Origin of the sequence: Methylocystis borbori (assembly GCF_036576025.1) — a bacterium.
Classification (GTDB): domain Bacteria; phylum Pseudomonadota; class Alphaproteobacteria; order Rhizobiales; family Beijerinckiaceae; genus Methylocystis; species Methylocystis borbori.
The window spans coordinates 1-17,987 of sequence record NZ_JAZHYN010000055.1 but is presented as its reverse complement, the minus strand read 5'-3'; the positions used below and the strand labels follow the sequence as shown (position 1 = coordinate 17,987).

The 17,987-nt window shown below is 66.8% G+C and carries 18 protein-coding genes, 1 pseudogene and 1 riboswitch; of the genes and pseudogenes, 11 read left to right on the top strand and 8 right to left on the bottom strand.

What is annotated here, in order from left to right; genetic code table 11:
• From V3H18_RS14480 to V3H18_RS14450, 7 genes and pseudogenes are all read right to left on the bottom strand, one after another.
• Positions 1-272: pseudogene (locus V3H18_RS14480) on the bottom strand (phosphatidate cytidylyltransferase); the annotation flags it as partial.
• Between the two features lie 23 nt (positions 273-295).
• Positions 296-1,075 (bottom strand): isoprenyl transferase, encoded by a 780-nt coding sequence (locus V3H18_RS14475; RefSeq protein WP_332082781.1) that lies wholly within the window; start codon positions 1,073-1,075, stop codon positions 296-298.
• 81 nt (positions 1,076-1,156) lie between these two features.
• Positions 1,157-1,717 carry a ribosome recycling factor gene (frr, locus tag V3H18_RS14470; protein WP_332082780.1) on the bottom strand — a complete coding sequence of 187 codons (561 nt, stop codon included), beginning with the start codon at positions 1,715-1,717 and terminating at the stop codon, positions 1,157-1,159.
• Positions 1,718-1,904: 187 nt separating this feature from the next.
• Complete coding sequence (gene pyrH, locus V3H18_RS14465) at positions 1,905-2,633, bottom strand: UMP kinase (RefSeq protein WP_332082779.1); 729 nt, start codon at positions 2,631-2,633, stop codon at positions 1,905-1,907.
• A gap of 75 nt (positions 2,634-2,708) precedes the next feature.
• Positions 2,709-3,698: an SDR family oxidoreductase gene (locus V3H18_RS14460; RefSeq protein WP_332082778.1), complete on the bottom strand. Its 990-nt coding sequence runs from the start codon at positions 3,696-3,698 to the stop codon at positions 2,709-2,711.
• Between the two features lie 263 nt (positions 3,699-3,961).
• On the bottom strand, positions 3,962-4,888 hold the full coding sequence (gene tsf / locus V3H18_RS14455; protein WP_332082777.1) for a translation elongation factor Ts: 927 nt from the start codon (positions 4,886-4,888) through the stop codon (positions 3,962-3,964).
• 88 nt (positions 4,889-4,976) lie between these two features.
• Complete coding sequence (locus V3H18_RS14450; RefSeq protein ID WP_332082776.1) at positions 4,977-6,044, bottom strand: 30S ribosomal protein S2; 1,068 nt, start codon at positions 6,042-6,044, stop codon at positions 4,977-4,979.
• A gap of 437 nt (positions 6,045-6,481) precedes the next feature.
• On the opposite strand from V3H18_RS14450, the gene V3H18_RS14445 reads away from it, so the two are divergent.
• Positions 6,482-6,673, top strand: coding sequence for a hypothetical protein (locus V3H18_RS14445; RefSeq protein WP_332082775.1), 192 nt, complete (start codon positions 6,482-6,484; stop codon positions 6,671-6,673).
• A gap of 162 nt (positions 6,674-6,835) precedes the next feature.
• On the opposite strand, the gene cobO is transcribed toward V3H18_RS14445, so the two are convergent.
• Positions 6,836-7,453 (bottom strand): cob(I)yrinic acid a,c-diamide adenosyltransferase, encoded by a 618-nt coding sequence (cobO, locus tag V3H18_RS14440; protein ID WP_332082774.1) that lies wholly within the window; start codon positions 7,451-7,453, stop codon positions 6,836-6,838.
• A 40-nt stretch (positions 7,454-7,493) separates the two neighbouring features.
• Positions 7,494-7,703: riboswitch (cobalamin riboswitch) on the top strand.
• 45 nt (positions 7,704-7,748) lie between these two features.
• On the opposite strand from cobO, the gene V3H18_RS14435 reads away from it, so the two are divergent.
• The 10 genes from V3H18_RS14435 to V3H18_RS14390 all read left to right on the top strand — a co-directional run.
• A complete protein-coding gene (locus V3H18_RS14435) occupies positions 7,749-7,934 on the top strand; it encodes a CbtB domain-containing protein (protein ID WP_332082773.1) in 186 nt (61 codons plus the stop codon).
• Positions 7,935-7,946: 12 nt separating this feature from the next.
• Positions 7,947-8,609 carry a CbtA family protein gene (locus tag V3H18_RS14430; RefSeq protein ID WP_332082772.1) on the top strand — a complete coding sequence of 221 codons (663 nt, stop codon included), beginning with the start codon at positions 7,947-7,949 and terminating at the stop codon, positions 8,607-8,609.
• The gene (gene cobW, locus V3H18_RS14425; protein ID WP_332082771.1) at positions 8,609-9,643 is read left to right on the top strand and encodes a cobalamin biosynthesis protein CobW; all 1,035 of its coding nucleotides are present in this window, start codon (positions 8,609-8,611) and stop codon (positions 9,641-9,643) included. The genes V3H18_RS14430 and cobW overlap by 1 nt, the downstream gene beginning before the upstream one ends.
• A gap of 6 nt (positions 9,644-9,649) precedes the next feature.
• Positions 9,650-13,051: a cobaltochelatase subunit CobN gene (gene cobN / locus V3H18_RS14420; RefSeq protein WP_332082770.1), complete on the top strand. Its 3,402-nt coding sequence runs from the start codon at positions 9,650-9,652 to the stop codon at positions 13,049-13,051.
• Positions 13,035-14,318 carry a precorrin-3B synthase gene (gene cobG / locus V3H18_RS14415; protein WP_332082769.1) on the top strand — a complete coding sequence of 428 codons (1,284 nt, stop codon included), beginning with the start codon at positions 13,035-13,037 and terminating at the stop codon, positions 14,316-14,318. The genes cobN and cobG overlap by 17 nt, the downstream gene beginning before the upstream one ends.
• Positions 14,315-14,947, top strand: a complete 633-nt coding sequence (locus tag V3H18_RS14410; RefSeq protein WP_332082768.1) for a precorrin-8X methylmutase — start codon at positions 14,315-14,317, stop codon at positions 14,945-14,947. The genes cobG and V3H18_RS14410 overlap by 4 nt, the downstream gene beginning before the upstream one ends.
• Positions 14,944-15,708, top strand: a complete 765-nt coding sequence (locus V3H18_RS14405; RefSeq protein WP_332082767.1) for a precorrin-2 C(20)-methyltransferase — start codon at positions 14,944-14,946, stop codon at positions 15,706-15,708. The genes V3H18_RS14410 and V3H18_RS14405 overlap by 4 nt, the downstream gene beginning before the upstream one ends.
• A complete protein-coding gene (gene cobJ, locus V3H18_RS14400) occupies positions 15,705-16,457 on the top strand; it encodes a precorrin-3B C(17)-methyltransferase (RefSeq protein WP_332082766.1) in 753 nt (250 codons plus the stop codon). Before V3H18_RS14405 ends, cobJ begins: the two co-directional genes overlap by 4 nt.
• A complete protein-coding gene (gene cbiE, locus V3H18_RS14395) occupies positions 16,454-17,656 on the top strand; it encodes a precorrin-6y C5,15-methyltransferase (decarboxylating) subunit CbiE (RefSeq protein ID WP_332082765.1) in 1,203 nt (400 codons plus the stop codon). The genes cobJ and cbiE overlap by 4 nt, the downstream gene beginning before the upstream one ends.
• The coding region (locus tag V3H18_RS14390; RefSeq protein WP_332082764.1) for a cobalamin biosynthesis protein at positions 17,635-17,987 on the top strand (353 nt) is incomplete at its 3' end. The genes cbiE and V3H18_RS14390, both read left to right, overlap by 22 nt.

Sequence of the window (17,987 nt, the reverse complement as noted above, 5' to 3'; positions counted from 1 at the left end):
GCCCCGGCGGCGAGCGCCGCGCCGCCCATCGCCACCCGCGCTGCGCGACGCTCGGCGTCGATCAGGCCCTGCCACTCCCAATTCACCGCGAAAGCCGCGGCGAGCCAGAACAGCGCGAAAACGCCGCCGCCAATGTAAAGCGCGCCAAGGGCGAGAGCGACCAGCGCCGCGCTTGACGCGACGCGGGCCCCGAGATCGGCGAAACCGCCGGCCGGCGTCCATTTCGCCGTTTTCTTGGGCGGCGCGGCGGCGGAATTGGCTGGCGCGCTCACAAAGCCGTCTTCTCCATCCGCCGTCATGAAGCGGTCTTGGCGCCGGGCGCCGCGGCGTCGAGCCCGCCGAAACGCCGGTCGCGATGGCCGTATTCCGCGAGCGCCCCGATAAAGGCCACTTCGTCGAAATCGGGCCACAGGATCGGCAGGAAGACGAATTCCGCATAGGCGGCCTGCCACAGCAGGAAATTCGACAGCCGCTGCTCGCCCGACGTGCGGATGATGAGATCGGGGTCTGGAATGTCGGCGGTGTCGAGCTGCGCGGCGATCGCTTCGGCGTCGATCTCCCCCGGCGCGAGCCGCCCCAGCGCGACCATTTCGGCGAGCGCGCGCGCGGCGGCCGCGATCTCCTGCCGCGCTCCATAATTGAAGGCGACGACGAGGGTGAGGCCGGCGTTGGCCTGCGTCACCTGCTCCGCCTCGCGGAGCAGGTCCAATATCTCGGGCGCGAGATCGCCGCGCGCGCCGATAACGCGCACGCGCACATTGCTCGCGTGAAGTTCGGCGAGATCGTTGCGGATGAAGCGATGCAGCAGGCCGAGAAGCATCTCGACCTCTTCGCGCGGGCGCGACCAGTTCTCGGCCGAGAAGGAATAAACGGTGAGATAGTCGATGCGAAGATTGATGGCGGCGCGCACGGCGCGGCGCAACGCCTCGACGCCGCGACGATGCCCCTCGAAGCGCGGCAGGCCGCGCGCCGCCGCCCAGCGGCCGTTGCCGTCCATGATCAGCGCGACATGGCGGGGCGACGCGCGCAAGTCCCGCGCGTTCGTCTCCGCCTCCAGAATGTCGCCTGCCGCCATTTCAAGGTTCCGCAATGTCGTCGGGCCGGATTCCCAGTAGGAGAATAGCAATAAAAGCGCTCCGCGCCGCGACGAACTATTCTATACTTGCATAATTTCCTTTTCCTTGGCGGCGAGCGCGGCGTCAATCTCCTTCACGATCTCGTCGGTCGCCTTTTGCACCTCGGTCTCGTGACGCTTTTCGTCGTCCTCGGGAATCGCGTGATCCTTCAGCAATTTCTTCAAGATGTCGAGGCCGTCGCGGCGCACGTGGCGCACGGCGACGCGCGCGTCCTCGGCGTATTTATGCGCGACCTTGACGAGCTCCTTGCGGCGCTGCTCATTCAATTCCGGCATGCGAATCCGCAGGATCTGCCCTTCCACCGTCGGCTGGAGCCCAAGGTTCGCCTCGCGAATCGCCTTATCGACGGCGATCACGAGCGCTTTGTCCCATACCTGCACCGAGATCAGCCGCGGCTCCGGCACGCTCACCGTCGCGACCTGATTGAGGGGCGACGCCTGGCCATAGGCCTCGACATGAACCGGATCGAGCAGGCTCGCCGAGGCGCGGCCGGTGCGCAGCCCGCCGAATTCGTGCTTGAGCGTCGCGAGCGCGCCCTGCATGCGGCGCTTTAAATCCGCTAGGTCGAAAATTTCCGCCATGATGTGTGCAACCCATCCTTCGCAAGCCGCCGCTTTTTTAAGAATAGCGGCGCGGCTCGAGCTTTTTATTCTTTCAGGCTTGGCCTGGCAAAGCGGCCAATGATGCGTTCGCCCCGGCGGGCGCCGGCGTTCCTCCCGCCCGCGCCGCGCATTGTGACATGTTTTTCGCCGGGCGCGAAAAGGCGGCTTAAGGCGCGACCAGCGTCGCGCGGGACGTCCCGGCGAGCGCCCCTGCGATCGCGCCCTCCTCGGCGATGGAGAAGACGATGATCGGAATCTTATTCTCCCGCGCAAGGGCGAAGGCCGCCGTATCCATCACCGCGAGATTTTTGGCGATGGCCTCGTCATGGGTGAGGCGCTCGTAGCGGGTCGCGCTGGAATCGCGCTTAGGATCGGCGGTGTAGACGCCGTCGACTTGCGTCGCCTTCAGCACCGCGTCGGCCGAAAGCTCCGCCGCGCGGAGCACGGCGCCGGTGTCCGTCGTGAAGAACGGATTGCCGGTGCCGCCCGCCGCGATGACGACGCGGCCCTTGTCGAGGTGATGCAGGGCGGCGCGGCGCGAGAAGGATTCGCACACCGAAGGCATCGGCACGGCGGAGAGGCAGCGCGCGGCGCGCCCCTGCCCTTCGACCGCCTGCTCCAGCGCGAGCCCGTTCATGACGGTGGCGAGCATGCCGATCGAGTCGGCCCGCGCCCGCTCTATGCCGCTGTCGGCGCCCTTGATGCCGCGAAAGAAATTGCCGCCGCCGACGACGACGGCGATTTCATGCCCGGCCGCGGCGGCGTTCGCGAGATCGGCGGCAATGCGGGCCAGCGTCGCGGCGTCGAGCCCATGCGGCGCGGAACCCTGGAGGGCCTCGCCGGACAGTTTGACGACCACGCGCCTGTAACGTCGCGTCGGAGCGTGGTCTGACATCTGGCGAATCTCGCTGGCTGAGGCGGGGCGCGACCTTCATACGAACGGCGCGCCGCCGCCGCAAGTGGACCAGCGTTAGGGACCCGCCTCGCCACCCGTCGCGCCGAAGACTTGACCTGTGCAGAAGCTCGCCTCGTTCGAGGCGAGAAGCACGTAAAGCGGCGCGATCTCGGCGGGCTGGCCCGGACGCCCCAAGGGCGTGTCGTGGCCGAACTTCGTGAGATGGTCGGGAAACTGCCCGCCGCTCGGCTGCAGCGCCGTCCAGAACGGTCCCGGCGCGACGGCGTTGACGCGGATCCCCCGCTCGGCGAGCTGCTTGGCGAGGCATTTGCTGAAATTGAGAATCGCCGCCTTCGTCGCCGAATAATCGAGAAGATGCGGCGACGGATCGAACGCCACGATGGAGCTCGTATTGATGATCGCGGAGCCCGGCCGCAAGTGGGGAACCGCAGCCTTGGTGATCCAGAACAGAGCATAGAGATTGGTGCGGAAGGTCCAGTCGAGGTCATCCGTCGTAATGTCGAGGATCGATTCGCGCGCCTGCTGGCGCGCGGCGTTATTGACCAGAATATCGAGGCCGCCAAGGTCCCGCGCCGCGTCTTCGACGAGCCTTATGCAAAACGCCTCGTCGCGGATGTCGCCAGGGATCGCCGTCGTCTTGACGCCGGCTTCGCCCATCAAATCCATGACCTCTTCGGCGTCGGCCTCTTCTTCCGGAAGATAGTTGAGCGCGACATCCGCTCCTTCGCGCGCGAAGGCGATGGCGGTCGCCCGGCCAATGCCGCTGTCGCCGCCGGTGATGAGCGCCTTGCGGCCAAGCAATCTTCCGGAGCCCTTGTAACTGTCCTCTCCGTGATCGGGACGCGGCGTCATTTGGCCGGCGAGGCCAGGCCAGGGCTGCGTCTGTTTCTCGAAGGGGGGCTTGGGGTGGAGACGCCGAGGGTCGGACAACGGCCGTCCGCTCGGCGAGTCGGCAAATCCGAGCATCGAAGCCGTGGCTTTCGCGAAGCTCTCTGCGCGAGGTCCGCGAAGGATGTCATCTGCGGCGTTTTTTTTGCTGCGCATGCGTCGCTCCGTCTGCTCGGTCTCCGCCAATTAGCGCGCTTTCCGATCAGTCGAGATCGTCTGATCGATAAGAAATCGCGCCAAATTAATAGGCTGGAGCAAGTTCTTATCGAAAAAGTCTGTCAACTTTTTCGGAACCTGCTCTAAGCGAAAACGCTCGAGTCTAAACGCCCCGCGCCGACGAATGTTTCAGGCGCAACCGCGCGCAAAAAACCCGGGCCGCTTTGGCGACCCGGGACGATATCGAACGAAAGGGAGGTAGATTACCCCTTCGCGGCGGCGGCGACCTCGGCGGCGAAGTCGCTCGTCGCCTTTTCGATGCCCTCGCCCAGCGCATAGCGCTTGAAGCCTTTAATGGCGATCGGCGCGCCCGCCTTGCCTTCCAGCTCCTTCACCGCCTGCGCGACCGTCTTGGCGTTATGATCGGGATGGTTCGAGACCTGATCGAGCAGGCAAACCTCCTTGGCGTAGGTCTTGATGCCGGATTCGACGATCTTCTGAAGCACGTTCTCGGGCTTGCCGGCGTTCTTCTCGGCGAGGAGCTTCTTCTCGCGCTCGACCGTCGCGGGATCGAGGCCGGAAGCGTCGAGCGCCAGCGGATTGGCGGACGCGACATGCATCGCGAGCTGGCGCGCGAGCGCGGCGAGCACCTCCTTGTCGCCCTTCGATTCGAGCGCGACGATCACCGCGATCTTGCCCTGGCCGTCGACGACCTGCGCATGCACATAGCGGCCGACGACGCCGTCCTCGACGCTCAAGGACGCGGCGCGGCGCAGCGTGAGATTTTCGCCGATGGCGGCGATGGCGTTGGTGATCGCCTCCGCCACCGAGCCGCCGCCGGGATAGGCTTCCGCGCCGAGCGCCTCGACGTCGGTCTTGCCGCTTTGGAGCGCCACCTCGGCGACGTTCTTCACGAGCGTCTGGAAGTCGGCGTTGCGGGCGACGAAATCCGTCTCGGAATTGACTTCGACGACGACGCCGGTCTTGTCGCCCGTCAGCGCCGCGACGAGGCCCTCGGCGGCGACGCGGTCGGCTTTCTTCGCCGCCTTCGAGAGGCCTTTCTTACGCAGCCAGTCGACGGCCGCTTCGAAATCGCCGTCGGTCTGGGTGAGCGCGGCCTTGCAATCCATCATGCCGGCGCCGGTGCTCTCGCGCAGTTCCTTCACAAGGGCGGCGGTGATCGTAGCCATGGTCGAAATTCCTTTTCTAGGGATCATGCGACGGCGCCGGCCCATCGGACCGGCGCGCGCGTCTTAATTTGTGAACGTGACGGGCGGATCAGGCCGCGAGCAGGGACTTCGCCTGATCCACCCAACCGTCGCGCGCGATGCGGCCATTGAGCTTCAATTCGGCGTCGAGCTTTTCCACATCGGCCGGGGTCATCGCCGCGATCTGCCAATAATGATAGACGCCGGCGTCGTTCAGTTTCTTGATGAGCTGCGGGCCGAGGCCGTGAAGCTTGGCGAGATCGTCGGGCGCGCCGCGCGGCGCCGACAGGAGTTCGAAAGCCTCGCTCGGCGCTTCCGCATCCGCGGTTGCGGCCTCGACGGCGATCTCCTCGGCCGTGCGCAAATCCTCGCGGATGACCGGGCGCCCCTCGAGCGCCGGCTCGGCCTCCGGCGTCTCCGCCGCGCCCATGTCGACGCCCAGCGCCCCCTGGCCGCGCGAAATGCCGTCGAGCGCCGCCTTGGCGATGAGGTCGCAATAAAGCGCGATGGCGCGGCCGGCGTCGTCATTGCCGGGGATCGGATGCGACACCCCGTCGGGATCGCAATTGGTGTCGAGCACGGCGACGACCGGGATCTTGAGGCGGTTCGCCTCCTTGATCGCCAGCTGCTCCTTATTCGTGTCGATCACGAAAATAAGGTCCGGCGTGCCGCCCATGTCCTTAATGCCGCCGAGCGCGCGCTCGAGCTTGTCGCGCTCGCGGGTGAGCAGCAGGCGCTCTTTCTTGGTGACGCCCGCGCCGCCGGCCGAGAGCTGATCGTCGAGCTTGCGCAAGCGGTTGATCGAGCCGGAAATCGTCTTCCAATTCGTCAGCGTGCCGCCGAGCCAGCGGGAGTTGATGTAATATTGCGCGCTGCGCTTGGCGGCGTCGGCGATCTCATCCTGCGCCTGGCGCTTGGTGCCGACGAAAAGCACGCGGCCGCCCTTGGCGACGGTGTCGGACACCACTTTAAGCGCCTGATGCAGCAACGGCACCGTCTGCGCGAGATCGATGATATGGATGTTGTTGCGCGCCCCGAAGATAAAGGGGGCCATTTTCGGGTTCCAGCGGTGCGACTGGTGGCCGAAATGGGCGCCGGCCTCAAGAAGGCCGCGCATGGTGAAATCAGGAAGCGCCATTGTCGTTTCTCCGGTTGAGCCGCGGCGAAAGGGAATTTGAGAGGCCGGAAGCCGGCCACCGGAACGACGTCTTGAGGCAGACGCCGCATGAACCCTCGCCTGTGGGATGGCGGCGCTTATAGGCGAAGCGCCGCGGGCCGGCAAGGGGCCAAAAAGCGCCGGCTCGGCGCGGCCGTTTCGCCCGCTCTCGACGATGCTGGAGCGGCGGTCGGCGAAGCGGCGCGAATTTAGGCAAAGGCATCGATTTTTGCGGCGCGAAATTTCATGTGGCCGCGACCAGTTGTCGCATGTCAACATAATGTTTTCATTTAAAAAATATCCAGTTTTGACTCCTTTTAAACCCCCTCAATGAACGCATTGCCATCCGCGTTGAAACAAGCTAGGCTAACCACGATGCGGCAAGCATTCAGCTAAAATCAAGAACAGGGGGAAATCGCATGGCCGTCAACGTTCACAGCTCCGGCGATATCGGTAAGATGCTTCTTTGGGTCGCCGCCTTCGTGGCTTTCGTCGTCGTCGCTCTGACATGGGTTCCGGACTGGATCTCTCCCGAGGGAACCAACGGCACGGGCAACCGCCAGGGCATGGAAGGCGAAGGCGTGGGCCGCACTTCCAAGATGATTCAGTAAGACGACCCCTGCAACGACTTGCCGGGGGTTTTATCGCCTCCGGTTTTTCGTGTAGGGCGGTCCAGCGGTTACGCCATGGATCGAGACAGGAGCCGACGCCTCCGGCCAAGACCGGGCGTCGGCCTCTTTTTGGTGGCCGTTCCGTTCCAGCGGCATCCGCTCCTAAAACTCAATCCCCTCCTGCGCTTTGACGCCGGCGGCGAAATGGTGCTTCACCAGCGTCATTTCCGTCACGAGATCGGCGCAGGCGATCAGTTCCGGCTTGGCGTTGCGCCCGGTGACGACAACGTTGAGATCGTCGCGCCGCCCCGTGAGCGCGGCGAGCACTTCCGCAAGCGGCAGATGCTCGTAGCGCAGCGCGATGTTCAATTCGTCGAGCGCGAGCAGCCGGATTTCGGGGTCGTCCATAAGCTCTAAGGCCTTGTCCCAGGCGCGCCGCGCCGCCGCCTCGTCGCGGGCGCGGTCCTGGGTCTCCCAGGTGAAGCCCTCGCCGAGCGTATGCCAGGAGACGTTTCCGAGCTTTTCGAGCATGTCGCGCTCGCCGCTGCGCCATTGGCCCTTGCCGAATTGCACGACGCCGACCTTCCAGCCATGGCCAAGCGCGCGCAAGACGAGGCCGAAAGCCGCCGTCGACTTGCCCTTGCCGGCGCCGGTATGGACCATGAGCAGGCCCTTGCGCGTAATGGTCTTGCTCGCGACCTCGGCGTCCTGAACGGCCTTGCGCTTCTCCATCTTCTCGCGATGGCGGCGCGCTTCTTCGTCTTCATTCGGTTCGGCCATCGCGCGCTCCTTTACCCGTTTGACGGCGGCATGACGCGCGCATATGACTAATCGCGACGGTCCTTCGCAAGAAGGCGAAGAGGGAACGCGGCGAGTCTTTTTCGACATTTCCGCGGCTGCCCCCGCAACTGTAGCCGGCGAGGCCCGCGCCATCCGCCACTGAGCGATAGGCTTGAAAGAGCGCGCTTGGGAAGGCGGCGCGGACCTGGGACCCGGGAGCCAGGAGACCTGCCGTCGCGGCGATTTTCGCCACACGCATCGCAGCGCCGCCGGCGGGGCGGCAGGGAGACAGATTATGAACGCCAAATCATTCGCTACTTCCGCCGCGCTCGCGCCTTCCAAGGCCGAAGCGCTGAAAGCGTCCGTCGTCGCGCTGTTTCTCGGCGTCGGCCTCGTCTGGCTCGCCGGCTTCGCCTATCCCGAAAGCGTGCATGAGGCGGCGCATGATACGCGCCACGCCCTCTCCTTTCCCTGTCACTAAGCCGAATCACGCGTGATCGCGCGCGTTTTGGCGACCGGCCTCGTCGCCGGATTGATTGCGGGGCTTGCTGTCGCGGCCCTGCAGCATCTGACGACGACGCCGCTCATTCTCGCGGCCGAAGTCTATGAGACGGCGCAGCACGCGCATGAAAGCGCCGCAGAGGCCGCGCCCGCTTTCGAAGGCTTGCGCCGAACCGCCGCGACGAGCGTCGCGACCATCGCCGTCTCGATCGGCTATGCGTTGATCCTCATCGCCGCCATGCTTCTCTCCGGCGAAAGGATCGGCCCGCGCCGCGCTGCGCTGTGGGCCGCCTGCGCCTTCGCGGCGACGGGGCTCGCGACGAGTCTCGGCCTCGCGCCGCAGCTTCCGGGCATGGCGGAGACCGATCTCACGGGACGGCAGATCTGGTGGTTCGCCACGGCGGCCTCTACCGGCGCCGGACTTTATGCGCTGCTGCGACTCGATGGAATCGCCGCCACGCTCATAGGCGTCGCGCTGATCGCCCTGCCGCATTTTTTCGCGCCGCAGCCCGCGACGCCCGACAGCGCCGTCCCGGCCGAACTCGCCGCGCGCTTCGCCGCCTCTTCGCTCGCGGTACAGGCCGCGAGCTGGACGCTCGCCGGCGTTTTCGCCGGCCTTATCTGGCGGCTTTTGTCGCGCGAAGAGGAAGCCTGATGAGCGCCGCCAAAATCCCGACGACGATCGTCACCGGCTTTCTCGGCGCCGGCAAGACGACGCTGATCCGCCATGTGCTGGAGAACGCCAAGGACCGGCGCCTCGCGCTCGTCATCAATGAATTCGGCGACATTGGAGTCGACGGGGAAATATTGCGCGCCTGCGGCGTCGAAAATTGTCCCGAGGAAAATATCGTCGAACTCGCCAATGGCTGTCTATGCTGCACGGTCGCCGACGATTTCATCCCCGCGATCGAGGCGCTGCTCGCGCATGAGAAACGCCCCGATCACATCATCATCGAGACCTCGGGCCTCGCGTTGCCCAAGCCGCTCGTCAAAGCCTTCGACTGGCCGGCGATCCGCTCGAAGCTCACCGTCGACGGCGTCATCGCCGTCATCGACGGCAAGGCGGTAGCGGAAGGGCGTTTCGCCGACAATCTCGACGCGATCGCGCAAGAACGTGAAGAGACGCAAACGATCGACCACGACAATCCGCTCGAAGAAGTGTTCGAGGATCAGCTTCTCTGCGCCGATCTCATCATCCTCAACAAGACGGATCTACTTGACGCCGACGAAGAGCGCGCGGTGACCGCGCGTCTCGCGGAGGGCGCGCGCGAGGCCGCGAAAGTGGTGCGCGCGCGCGAGGGCCGCGTCGATCCGCTCATCCTGCTCGGCCTCAACGCCGCGGCGGAGAGCGACATCGCCAATCGTCCCTCGCATCATGATTTGGAGCCCGGCCACGATCACGACGATTTCGACAGTTTCGTCGTCGCCCTGCCGGCGATCGTCGAGCCGACGGCGCTGATCGAGAGGATCATTGGCGCGGCGCGCGCGCATGACGTGCTGCGGGTCAAAGGATTCATCGAGGTCGCCGGCAAGCCGATGCGCCTGCTGGTGCAGGGCGTCGGCGCGCGCGTGCAGCATCATTTCGACCGCGCCTGGAAGCCGGGCGAAGCGCGCGCCAGCCGTCTTGTCGTCATCGGCGAGAAGGGCATCGATCGCGACGCCGTCATCGCCATGCTGTCGCAGCCGTGATCCGCCATGCATCTCCTCCCGCGCGATCTCCATGGTCTCGACGACGCCGACGCGGCGGTCGATCTTGGGCAGACGCCGGCCGATATTTTGTTTCTGTCCTTTTCGGATTCGGAGCTGCGCCTGCTTGCGCGTCTTTATGAGCAGGACGCCGCCAATCTTCCGAGCCTGCGCTGCGCGTCGCTGGCGCAATTGAAGCACCCCTACTCCGTCGATCTCTATCTCGACGCCGTGGCGCGCCAGGCGAAGCTCATTGTCGTACGCCTTCTCGGCGGCAAGGACTATTGGGCCTATGGCGTCGACGAATTGCAGGCGCTCGCGCGGACTCGCGGCGTCGCGCTCGCCATTGTTCCGGGCGACGCGCATGGCGACGCGCGTCTCGCGCAAGCCTCGACGCTTGAAGCGGGCGCGCTCGCGCGCATCTGGCGCTTTTTCCAGCATGGCGGGCCGGACAATCTGCGCGCGTTCCTCGGCTACGCCGCGACGCTGGGGGGCTTTGAGGCGCCGTGGCGCGAGAGCGTTCCCGTCGCCAATGCGGGGCGCTTTGACGGCGCCTGTCGCACGGGCGGAACGCTGCGCGCGACCATCGTTTTCTACCGCGCGCTTTATCTTGCCGACGATGTCGCGCCGATCCTCGCGCTTGCCGACGCGCTCGCCGAACGCGGCTTTTGCGTCGAGGCGCTTTATGTCGCCAGCCTGAAGGACGCGGAGAGCGAAAGTTTCGTCGCGCGGTCGCTCGACGCTTTTGCGCCCGACGTCATTCTCAACGCCACCGCCTTTTCGGCGCGTCGCGACGGGGGAAGCGCGCTCGACCGCGCCGACGCGCCGGTGTTGCAGATCGCGCTCGCCACCTCTTCGCGCGCGGCCTGGGCCGCCTCCATGCGCGGCGCCAATGGCGCCGATCTCGCGATGAATGTCGTGCTGCCGGAAGTCGACGGGCGCATCTTCACTCGCGCCATTTCCTTCAAGGAGGAATCGCCGCTTCGACTCGCGACGGAATTCAGCGAAACGCGCCATGCGCCGGAATGTTCGCGCATCGCTTACGTCGCCGATCTCGCGATGAATTGGGCGCGGCTGCGGCGCAAGCCCAACGCCGAGAAAAGCCTCGCGCTCATTCTCTCCGACTATCCCGCCCGCCGCGGGCGCGGCGGCTACGCCATCGGCCTCGACGCCGAGGCGAGCGCGTATGAGATTATCGAGGCGCTGCAAGAGGCGGGATATGATGTTGGCGCTGACTCTGAGCGCGCCATCCTTCTCTCGCTTGCGGGAGAAGGTGTCGCCACGCAGTGGCGACGGATGAGGGCCCTCACCCGACCCGGCTTCGCCGGAAGCGGGAGAGGGGAGAGCGCGTTATCCTTGTTGCGTCATCTGGAAGATGGGACATTCGTCGTCAGTTTCTCTCTCGACGACTATCTCGCGCTGCTCGCCACCCTCCCCGCCGCCTTCGTCGAAAGCGTCAACGAAGCCTGGGGGGCGCCGCAGGACGATCCGAGCGTCGAAGGCGGCGCCTTTCGCTTCTCCTGCATCGAATCCGGCGGGCTCGTCATCGCGCTGCAGCCGGATCGCGGCGCGCGCGCGGAGCGCTATGAGACCTATCACGATATTCAGCGCGCGCCGCGCCACGCCTATGTCGCCTTCTATCTCTGGTTGCGCCACGCGCGAAAGATCGACGCGCTCATTCATCTCGGCGCGCATGGCACGCTCGAATGGCTGCCCGGCAAATCCGTGATGCTCTCGGAAAGCTGCGCGCCGGAAGCCGTGCTGGGGCCGACGCCGCTCGTCTATCCCTTCATCGTCAACGATCCCGGCGAAGCGGCGCAGGCGAAGCGCCGCACAGGCGCCGTGACCATCGGCCATCTGACGCCGCCGCTGGTTGACGCCGGGCTTTTCGACGCCGCCGCGAAGATCGAAACGCTGCTCGACGAATATGCGACCGCGAATGCGCTCGACGCGCGCCGCGCCAGACTCATCGCCGGCGCGATCATCGACGAAGCCGAATGCAGCGGCCTCGCCGCCGAATGCGGCGTCTCGCGAGAGGCCGACATCGCCGAGACGCTGACGCGGCTCGACGCCTTCATGTGCGACCTGAAGGAAATGCGCATCGGCGACGGGCTGCATGTCTTTGGGCGCAGCGACCCAGATCCCATGCGCGACGCCTGCGCGCGCGCCGAATGCTCGGCGCTGCTCGCCGCGCTCGCGGGGCGCTTCGTCGAGCCCGGCCCCGCCGGCGCGCCCTCGCGTGCGCGCGCCGACGTTCTGCCGACGGGCCGCAATCTCTATTGCATCGACCCGCGCCATGCGCCGACGCAGACGGCCTATGACATTGGCCGGCGCGCGGCGGCGGAAGTGATGACGCGCCATGCGCAAAGCCATGGCGACTATCCGCGCCATGTCATGGTCGATCTCTGGGGCAGCGCGACCATCCGCACCGGCGGCGAGGATTTCGCGCAGGCGCTCGCGCTGCTCGGCGTCGCGCCGCGCTGGGAGACGGCGAGCGCGCGCGTCATCGGCTTCGAGATCCTGCCACAGGCGCGGCTCGACTTTCCGCGCGTCGACGTGACGCTGCAGGTCTCGGGGCTTTTCCGCGACATGTTTCCGGGTCTCATCGCGCTCTTCGACGACGCGGTGCGCGCCGTCGCCGCGCTCGACGAAGAAGCGGCGTTCAATCCGTTGGCGGAAGCCGAGGACCTTCGCCGCGTCTTCGGCGCCGCCGACGGCGTCTATGGCCTTGGCGTGAGCGCGCGCGTTACAAGCAGCGACTGGTCGAGCCGCGACGATCTTGGCCGCGCCTATCTCGCCGCCGCCGGCCACGCCTATGGGCGCGCGGGCGAAAGCGCGCCGGCGCTCGACGCCTTCAGCGCGCAAGTGGCCCGCGCCGACGCGCATCTGCATGTGCAGGACATGGCGGAGGTCGATGTTCTCACCGGCCCGGCCTTCGCCGATTTCGAGGGCGGCTTCGCCGCCGCCAACGCCATGCTCGGCGGCGCGGCCGAGCTTGTGCATCTCGACGCGACGCGCCCCGAACGCTTGCGCGCCCGCGCGCTGAAGCAAGAGATCGCGCGCGTGCTGCGCATGCGCCTCGCCAATCCGCAATGGCTCAAGGGCCAGATGCGCCACGGCCATCGCGGCGCCGGCGAAATCGCCGAGACGATTGACAATCTTTACGCCTTCGCCGCGACGAGCGGACTCGTCAGCGATGCGCAATTCGATCTCGCCTTCGCGGCGACGCTCGGCGACGACTCTATCCGCGATTTTTTGACGCGCGAGAACCCGCGCGCGCAGGAGGCCATCGCTTACGTTTTTTCCGAGGCGCTCGCGCGCGGCCTGTGGCGCACGCGGCGCAACAGCGTCCGCGCGCTTCTGGGCAAAGCGAGCGAGCAAGAAGGGAGCCGCCTTGCAACTGAGGCCTGAAATCAAGGGCTGGTGCCCCGGCGCCCATGCGCCCATGCAGAGCGGCGACGGCCTCTTGATCCGCGCCAAGGCGATCGGCTCGCATATGAGCGCCGCGCAGGCGCGCGAGATCGCACGGATCGCGGAAAGCTGCGGCAATGGGCTCATTGATCTCTCGCAGCGTGCGCAATGGCAATTGCGCGGCATGAGCGAAGCGACGCTCTTCGAAGCCCAGCGGCGCCTCGACGCGATCGGCCTGCTTGCGCCAGACGCGGACGCGGAGCGCGTCGCCAATATTATCGCTTCGCCGCTCGCGGGCCTCGACGCCACGGCGGCTTTCGACGCCAATGCAATGGCCGTCCGCCTCGCGACGGCGTTACAGAGCGATCCGCGACTCAGCGCCCTGCCGACGAAATTTCTTTTTCTCATCGACGACGGCGGCGCGCTGTCGCTCGCGGGCGCCGAGGCCGATATTCGCATCGAGGCGACGAAGGACGGCCGCGTCGCGATCCGCCTCGCCGGCGCGCCGGATTTGGCCGCCTTCGTTGAGCCGGAAGAAGCGATGGCGTCGGCGCTCCGCCTCGCGCGCGCCTTCATCGAATTGCGCGCCGCTCATGCATATGTCTTCCGCCGCGTCGGCGCGCTTGTCGAAACGCTTGGCGCGGAGGCGATGCCGCGCCTCGCCGGGCTCTCCTTTAAAAGAGGCGCCGCTGTGCGCCCGCCGACGCCTCCCGCGCAGATTTATGGGGCGCAGCGCAATGGCGGGGTCGCCTACGCCGGCGTCGCCGCGCCCTTCGGGCGTTGGCGGGCGCGCGAACTCGCCATCATCGCCGAACTCGCAGCGGGCGACGGCATGAATGAATTGCGCCTCACGCCCTGGCGCGCCCTGCTGATCCCGACGCCCGACGAAGGAGCGGCGCGAAGAATCATCGCGCGTGCGGAACGCCTCGACTTCATCACATCGGCGGGCGACGAAAGGCTCGCCGTCGTCGCCTGCCCCGGCGCGCCGGAATGCGAGCAGGCGCTTGGCGAAACGCGCGCTTATGCGAGCCGGCTTGCGCCGCTCGCGCGGCGCCTCGGCGGCGCCGACGGCGTCGTCCTGCATCTTTCCGGCTGCGCCAAGGGCTGCGCGCATCCCGCTGCGGCGCCAATCACGCTCGTCGTGACCGAGAATGGCTTCGATCTCATTGAAAACGGCGAAGCGGGCGGCGCGCCGCGTACAAGCGCGCTCACCTTCGACGCCGTGCTTCACGAGCTTGCCGCGCGCGCGGCGGAGCGGACGTCATGACGCGGCGCTTCGACTATATCCACGACGGCGCCGCGATTTATGCGCGCTCCTTCGCGACCATTCGCGCCGAGGCTAATCTTGCGCGCTTCGCGCCGGAGCAGGAAAAGATCGCGGTCCGCATGATCCATGCCTGCGGCATGGTGGAATTGGCGGACGACATAGAATTCTCGGCCGACTTCGTCGCCGCGGCGCGCGGCGCGCTGCGCAATGGCGCGCCGATCCTGTGCGATTCGAACATGGTGGCGCATGGCGTCACGCGTTCGCGGCTGCCTGCGGAAAACCCCGTCGTCTGCACGCTGCTGGAACCCAGCGTGCCGACGCTCGCCGCCGAAATCGGCAATACGCGTAGCGCCGCCGCGCTGGAACTCTGGCGCAACCGGCTCGACGGCGCGCTCGTCGCCGTCGGCAACGCCCCGACGGCGCTCTATCGGCTGCTCGAAATGATCGAGGAAGGGGCCGCGCCGCCCGCGGCGATTATCGGCATGCCGGTCGGCTTCGTCGGCGCGGCGGAATCGAAGGAGGCGCTGCGCGACTATGGCCGCATCCCCTTCATCATCGTCAAAGGCCGCAAAGGCGGCAGCGCCATGGCCGCTGCGGCCGTCAACGCGCTGGCGAGCGAAACGGAATGAACGCGCGCGCCGACGCTCTGCATGAAGGCGCCGCCGCGCTCGGTGCGCTCATTGGCGTCGGGCTCGGGCCCGGCGATCCCGAACTCGTGACGGTGAAGGCCGCGCGTCTCATCGGCGAAGCCAAGGTCGTCGCCTTCTTCGCCAAAGAGGGACGCGCCAGCCATGCGCGCGCCATCGCCGCGCCTTATCTCGCCCCGCGCTGCGAGGAGATTGCGCTGCTTTATCCGGTGACGACCGAAATTCCTTTCGACAATCCCGAATATGCCCAGGCGCTTCGCGAATTTTACGAAGAGAGCGTGCGGCGCATTCGCGCTATTCTCGAACAGGGCCGCGACGTGACGCTGCTCTGCGAGGGCGATCCGCTGCTCTACGGCTCCTTCATGCATATGTTCGCGCGGCTCGACGCGCGCTTTCGCATCGAGATTTGCGCCGGCGTCTCCGGCATGTCGGGATGTTTCGCGGCCGCGCGCCAGCCCATGGCCTGGGGCGACGACATTCTCACCGTCCTGCCGGCGACGCTCGACGAAGACATTCTTGCGCAGCGGCTCGCGGCGACCGACGCCGCCGTGGTGATGAAGCTCGGCGGCAATTTCGCCAAGCTGCGGCGCGCCATGACCCGCGCAGGGGTCATCGAACGGGCGATCTATGTCGAACGCGGCGCCATGCCCGGCGAGAAGATCATGCGCTTCGTCGACAAGCGCGACGACGAGGCGCCTTATTTCTCCATGGCGCTCGTGCCCGGTCGAGGGCGCCGGCCATGAGCGGCCGGCTGTATGTCGTCGGCCTCGGCCCCGCCGACGCGCGCTGGCTGACAGGCGAGGCGCAGGCGGCGCTGGAAGAAGCTCAGGACGTCATTGGCTATGCGCCCTATGTCGCGCGCGTGCCCGAGCGCACCGGCCAGACGCGGCTTGCAAGCGACAATCGCGTCGAGATCGAGCGCGCCCGGGAGGCGCTGACGCGCGCGGCGCAGGGGCGCATCGTCGCCGTGGTCTCGGGCGGCGATCCAGGCGTTTTCGCCATGGCGTCGGCGATCTTCGAGGCCGTCGATCAGGGCGCGCGCGAATGGCGCGATCTCGACATTCGCGTTTTGCCGGGCGTCTCCGCCATGCAGGCGGCGGCGGCGCGGCTCGGCGCGCCGCTCGGCCATGATTTTTGCGCGATCTCGCTCTCCGACAATCTGAAGCCCTGGGAGACGGTCGAGAAGCGCCTTCAACATGCGGCGCAGGGCGATTTCGTCATCGCGCTTTATAATCCCGCTTCGCGCGCGCGGCCGACGCGCATCAATGACGCCTTCGCCTTGCTGCGCCGGCATCTGCCGGGAGAGACCTTCGTCGGCCTCGCCAAGTCCGTCGGCCGCGAGAATGAGGAAATCATCCTGACGCGGCTCGACGCGGCCGAAGGCGACAGAGTGGATATGTCGACGCTTGTCGTCATCGGCGCAAGCGGCACGCGGCGCATTGCCCGCAAAGGGGCGCGCGACTGGGTCTATACGTCGCGGCAGGCGACATGAAAGCGCCCTGGCTGTCGCTGATCGGCATTGGCGAAGACGGCGAAGGAGCCTTGGCGCCGGCGGCGCGCGCGCTGATCGCGGAGGCTTCGCTGATCGTCGGCGGCGCGCGCCATCTCGCCATGGTCGAGACGAAAGCCGAACGCCTGCAATGGCCCTCGCCTTTGACCGACGCGCTGCCCGATATTCTCGCGCGGCGCGGCACGCCGATCGTCGTGCTCGCTTCTGGCGATCCGTTTTTCTATGGCGTCGGCGATCTCCTTTCGCGTCATGTCGTGCATGAGGAGATTTTCTGCATCCCGGCGCCATCGGCCTTTTCGCTCGCGGCGGCGCGGCTCAAATGGAGCCAGCAGGATTGCGCGCTTCTCTCGCTGCATGGGCGCGCCTTCGAGCGCGTGACGCCGCATCTGCAGCCGCGCGCGAAGCTCATCGCCCTCTCCTGGGACGAGACGACGCCCGCGCGCCTCGCGCGCCATCTCGCCGAGCGCGGCATGGGCCAATCCCGCCTTCATGTGCTGGAGCGGCTTGGCGGTCCTCATGAACGGATCAGAGACACGCGGGCGGAAGTATTCGCGCTTGGCGACATCGCCCCGCTCAATACGATCGCCGTCGAAATCGACGCCGATCACGACGCGCCGGTCGTCCCGCGCGCGCCGGGCCTGCCCGACGACTGGTTCGAGCATGACGGCCAACTCACCAAGCGCGACATTCGCGCCGTGACGATTTCGGCGCTGGCGCCGCGCAAGGGCGAATGGCTGTGGGACATCGGCGCGGGCGCCGGCTCCATCGCCATCGAATGGATGCTGAGCGACGCTTCCAATCGCGCCATCGCGATCGAGCGCGATGCGGCGCGCGCGGCGCGTATTGCGCGCAACGCGCTGTCGCTCGGCGTTCCCGATCTGCGTGTCGTGACCGGCGAAGCGCCGCAGGCGCTTGCGGGTCTCGAGACGCCGCAGGCGATCTTCGTCGGCGGGGGCGCCGACGCGCCGATGTTAGAGGCAGTCTGGAGCGCCCTCCCCGGCAACGGGCGCATCGTCGTCAACGCGGTGACGATCGAGACGCAGGCGCTGCTTATCGACGCGCATCGCGATAAGGGCGGCGAGCTTTTGAACATGCAGTTTTCACATGCCCGTCCCATCGGCCGCTTTCATACTTTCGAGGCGGCCCTGGCGGTGATGCAATGGCGCGCGGTGAAGCGATGAACGACCGTTACGCCATCGGAATCGGCGCGCGGCGCGGCGTCGCCGCGCAGGACATCGTCGATCTCGTGCGGCGCGTCGCGAAAACGCATGACGTCGATCTGCGGCAAACGCGGCTCTGCGCGCTCGAGAGCAAAGCCGAGGAAGCCGGACTGCATGAGGCGGCGCGCGAACTTGGCGTCGAACTCGTCTTTCTGCCGCTCGCCGCGCTTCGCGCGCGCAGAGGGGCGGCGGCGACTCATTCCCCGCGCGTGCAGGCGATGTTCGGCGTCGGCAGCGTCGCGGAGGCGGCGGCGCTGGTCGGCGCCGGGCCAGGGAGCCGCCTTGTCGCGCC

What these genes read in the sequence shown, in the direction of transcription:
- V3H18_RS14435 (WP_332082773.1), top strand. Translation starts at nt 7,749, where the DNA reads ATGAACGCCAAATCATTCGCTACTTCCGCCGCGCTCGCGCCTTCCAAG.
- V3H18_RS14475 (WP_332082781.1), bottom strand. Translation starts at nt 1,075, where the DNA reads ATGGCGGCAGGCGACATTCTGGAGGCGGAGACGAACGCGCGGGACTTG.
- cobW (WP_332082771.1), top strand. Translation starts at nt 8,609, where the DNA reads ATGAGCGCCGCCAAAATCCCGACGACGATCGTCACCGGCTTTCTCGGC.
- cobN (WP_332082770.1), top strand. Translation starts at nt 9,650, where the DNA reads ATGCATCTCCTCCCGCGCGATCTCCATGGTCTCGACGACGCCGACGCG.
- V3H18_RS14450 (WP_332082776.1), bottom strand. Translation starts at nt 6,044, where the DNA reads ATGGCGCTTCCTGATTTCACCATGCGCGGCCTTCTTGAGGCCGGCGCC.
- frr (WP_332082780.1), bottom strand. Translation starts at nt 1,717, where the DNA reads ATGGCGGAAATTTTCGACCTAGCGGATTTAAAGCGCCGCATGCAGGGC.
- pyrH (WP_332082779.1), bottom strand. Translation starts at nt 2,633, where the DNA reads ATGTCAGACCACGCTCCGACGCGACGTTACAGGCGCGTGGTCGTCAAA.
- cbiE (WP_332082765.1), top strand. Translation starts at nt 16,454, where the DNA reads ATGAAAGCGCCCTGGCTGTCGCTGATCGGCATTGGCGAAGACGGCGAA.
- V3H18_RS14410 (WP_332082768.1), top strand. Translation starts at nt 14,315, where the DNA reads ATGACGCGGCGCTTCGACTATATCCACGACGGCGCCGCGATTTATGCG.
- tsf (WP_332082777.1), bottom strand. Translation starts at nt 4,888, where the DNA reads ATGGCTACGATCACCGCCGCCCTTGTGAAGGAACTGCGCGAGAGCACC.
- V3H18_RS14405 (WP_332082767.1), top strand. Translation starts at nt 14,944, where the DNA reads ATGAACGCGCGCGCCGACGCTCTGCATGAAGGCGCCGCCGCGCTCGGT.
- cobJ (WP_332082766.1), top strand. Translation starts at nt 15,705, where the DNA reads ATGAGCGGCCGGCTGTATGTCGTCGGCCTCGGCCCCGCCGACGCGCGC.
- V3H18_RS14445 (WP_332082775.1), top strand. Translation starts at nt 6,482, where the DNA reads ATGGCCGTCAACGTTCACAGCTCCGGCGATATCGGTAAGATGCTTCTT.
- V3H18_RS14460 (WP_332082778.1), bottom strand. Translation starts at nt 3,698, where the DNA reads ATGCGCAGCAAAAAAAACGCCGCAGATGACATCCTTCGCGGACCTCGC.
- cobO (WP_332082774.1), bottom strand. Translation starts at nt 7,453, where the DNA reads ATGGCCGAACCGAATGAAGACGAAGAAGCGCGCCGCCATCGCGAGAAG.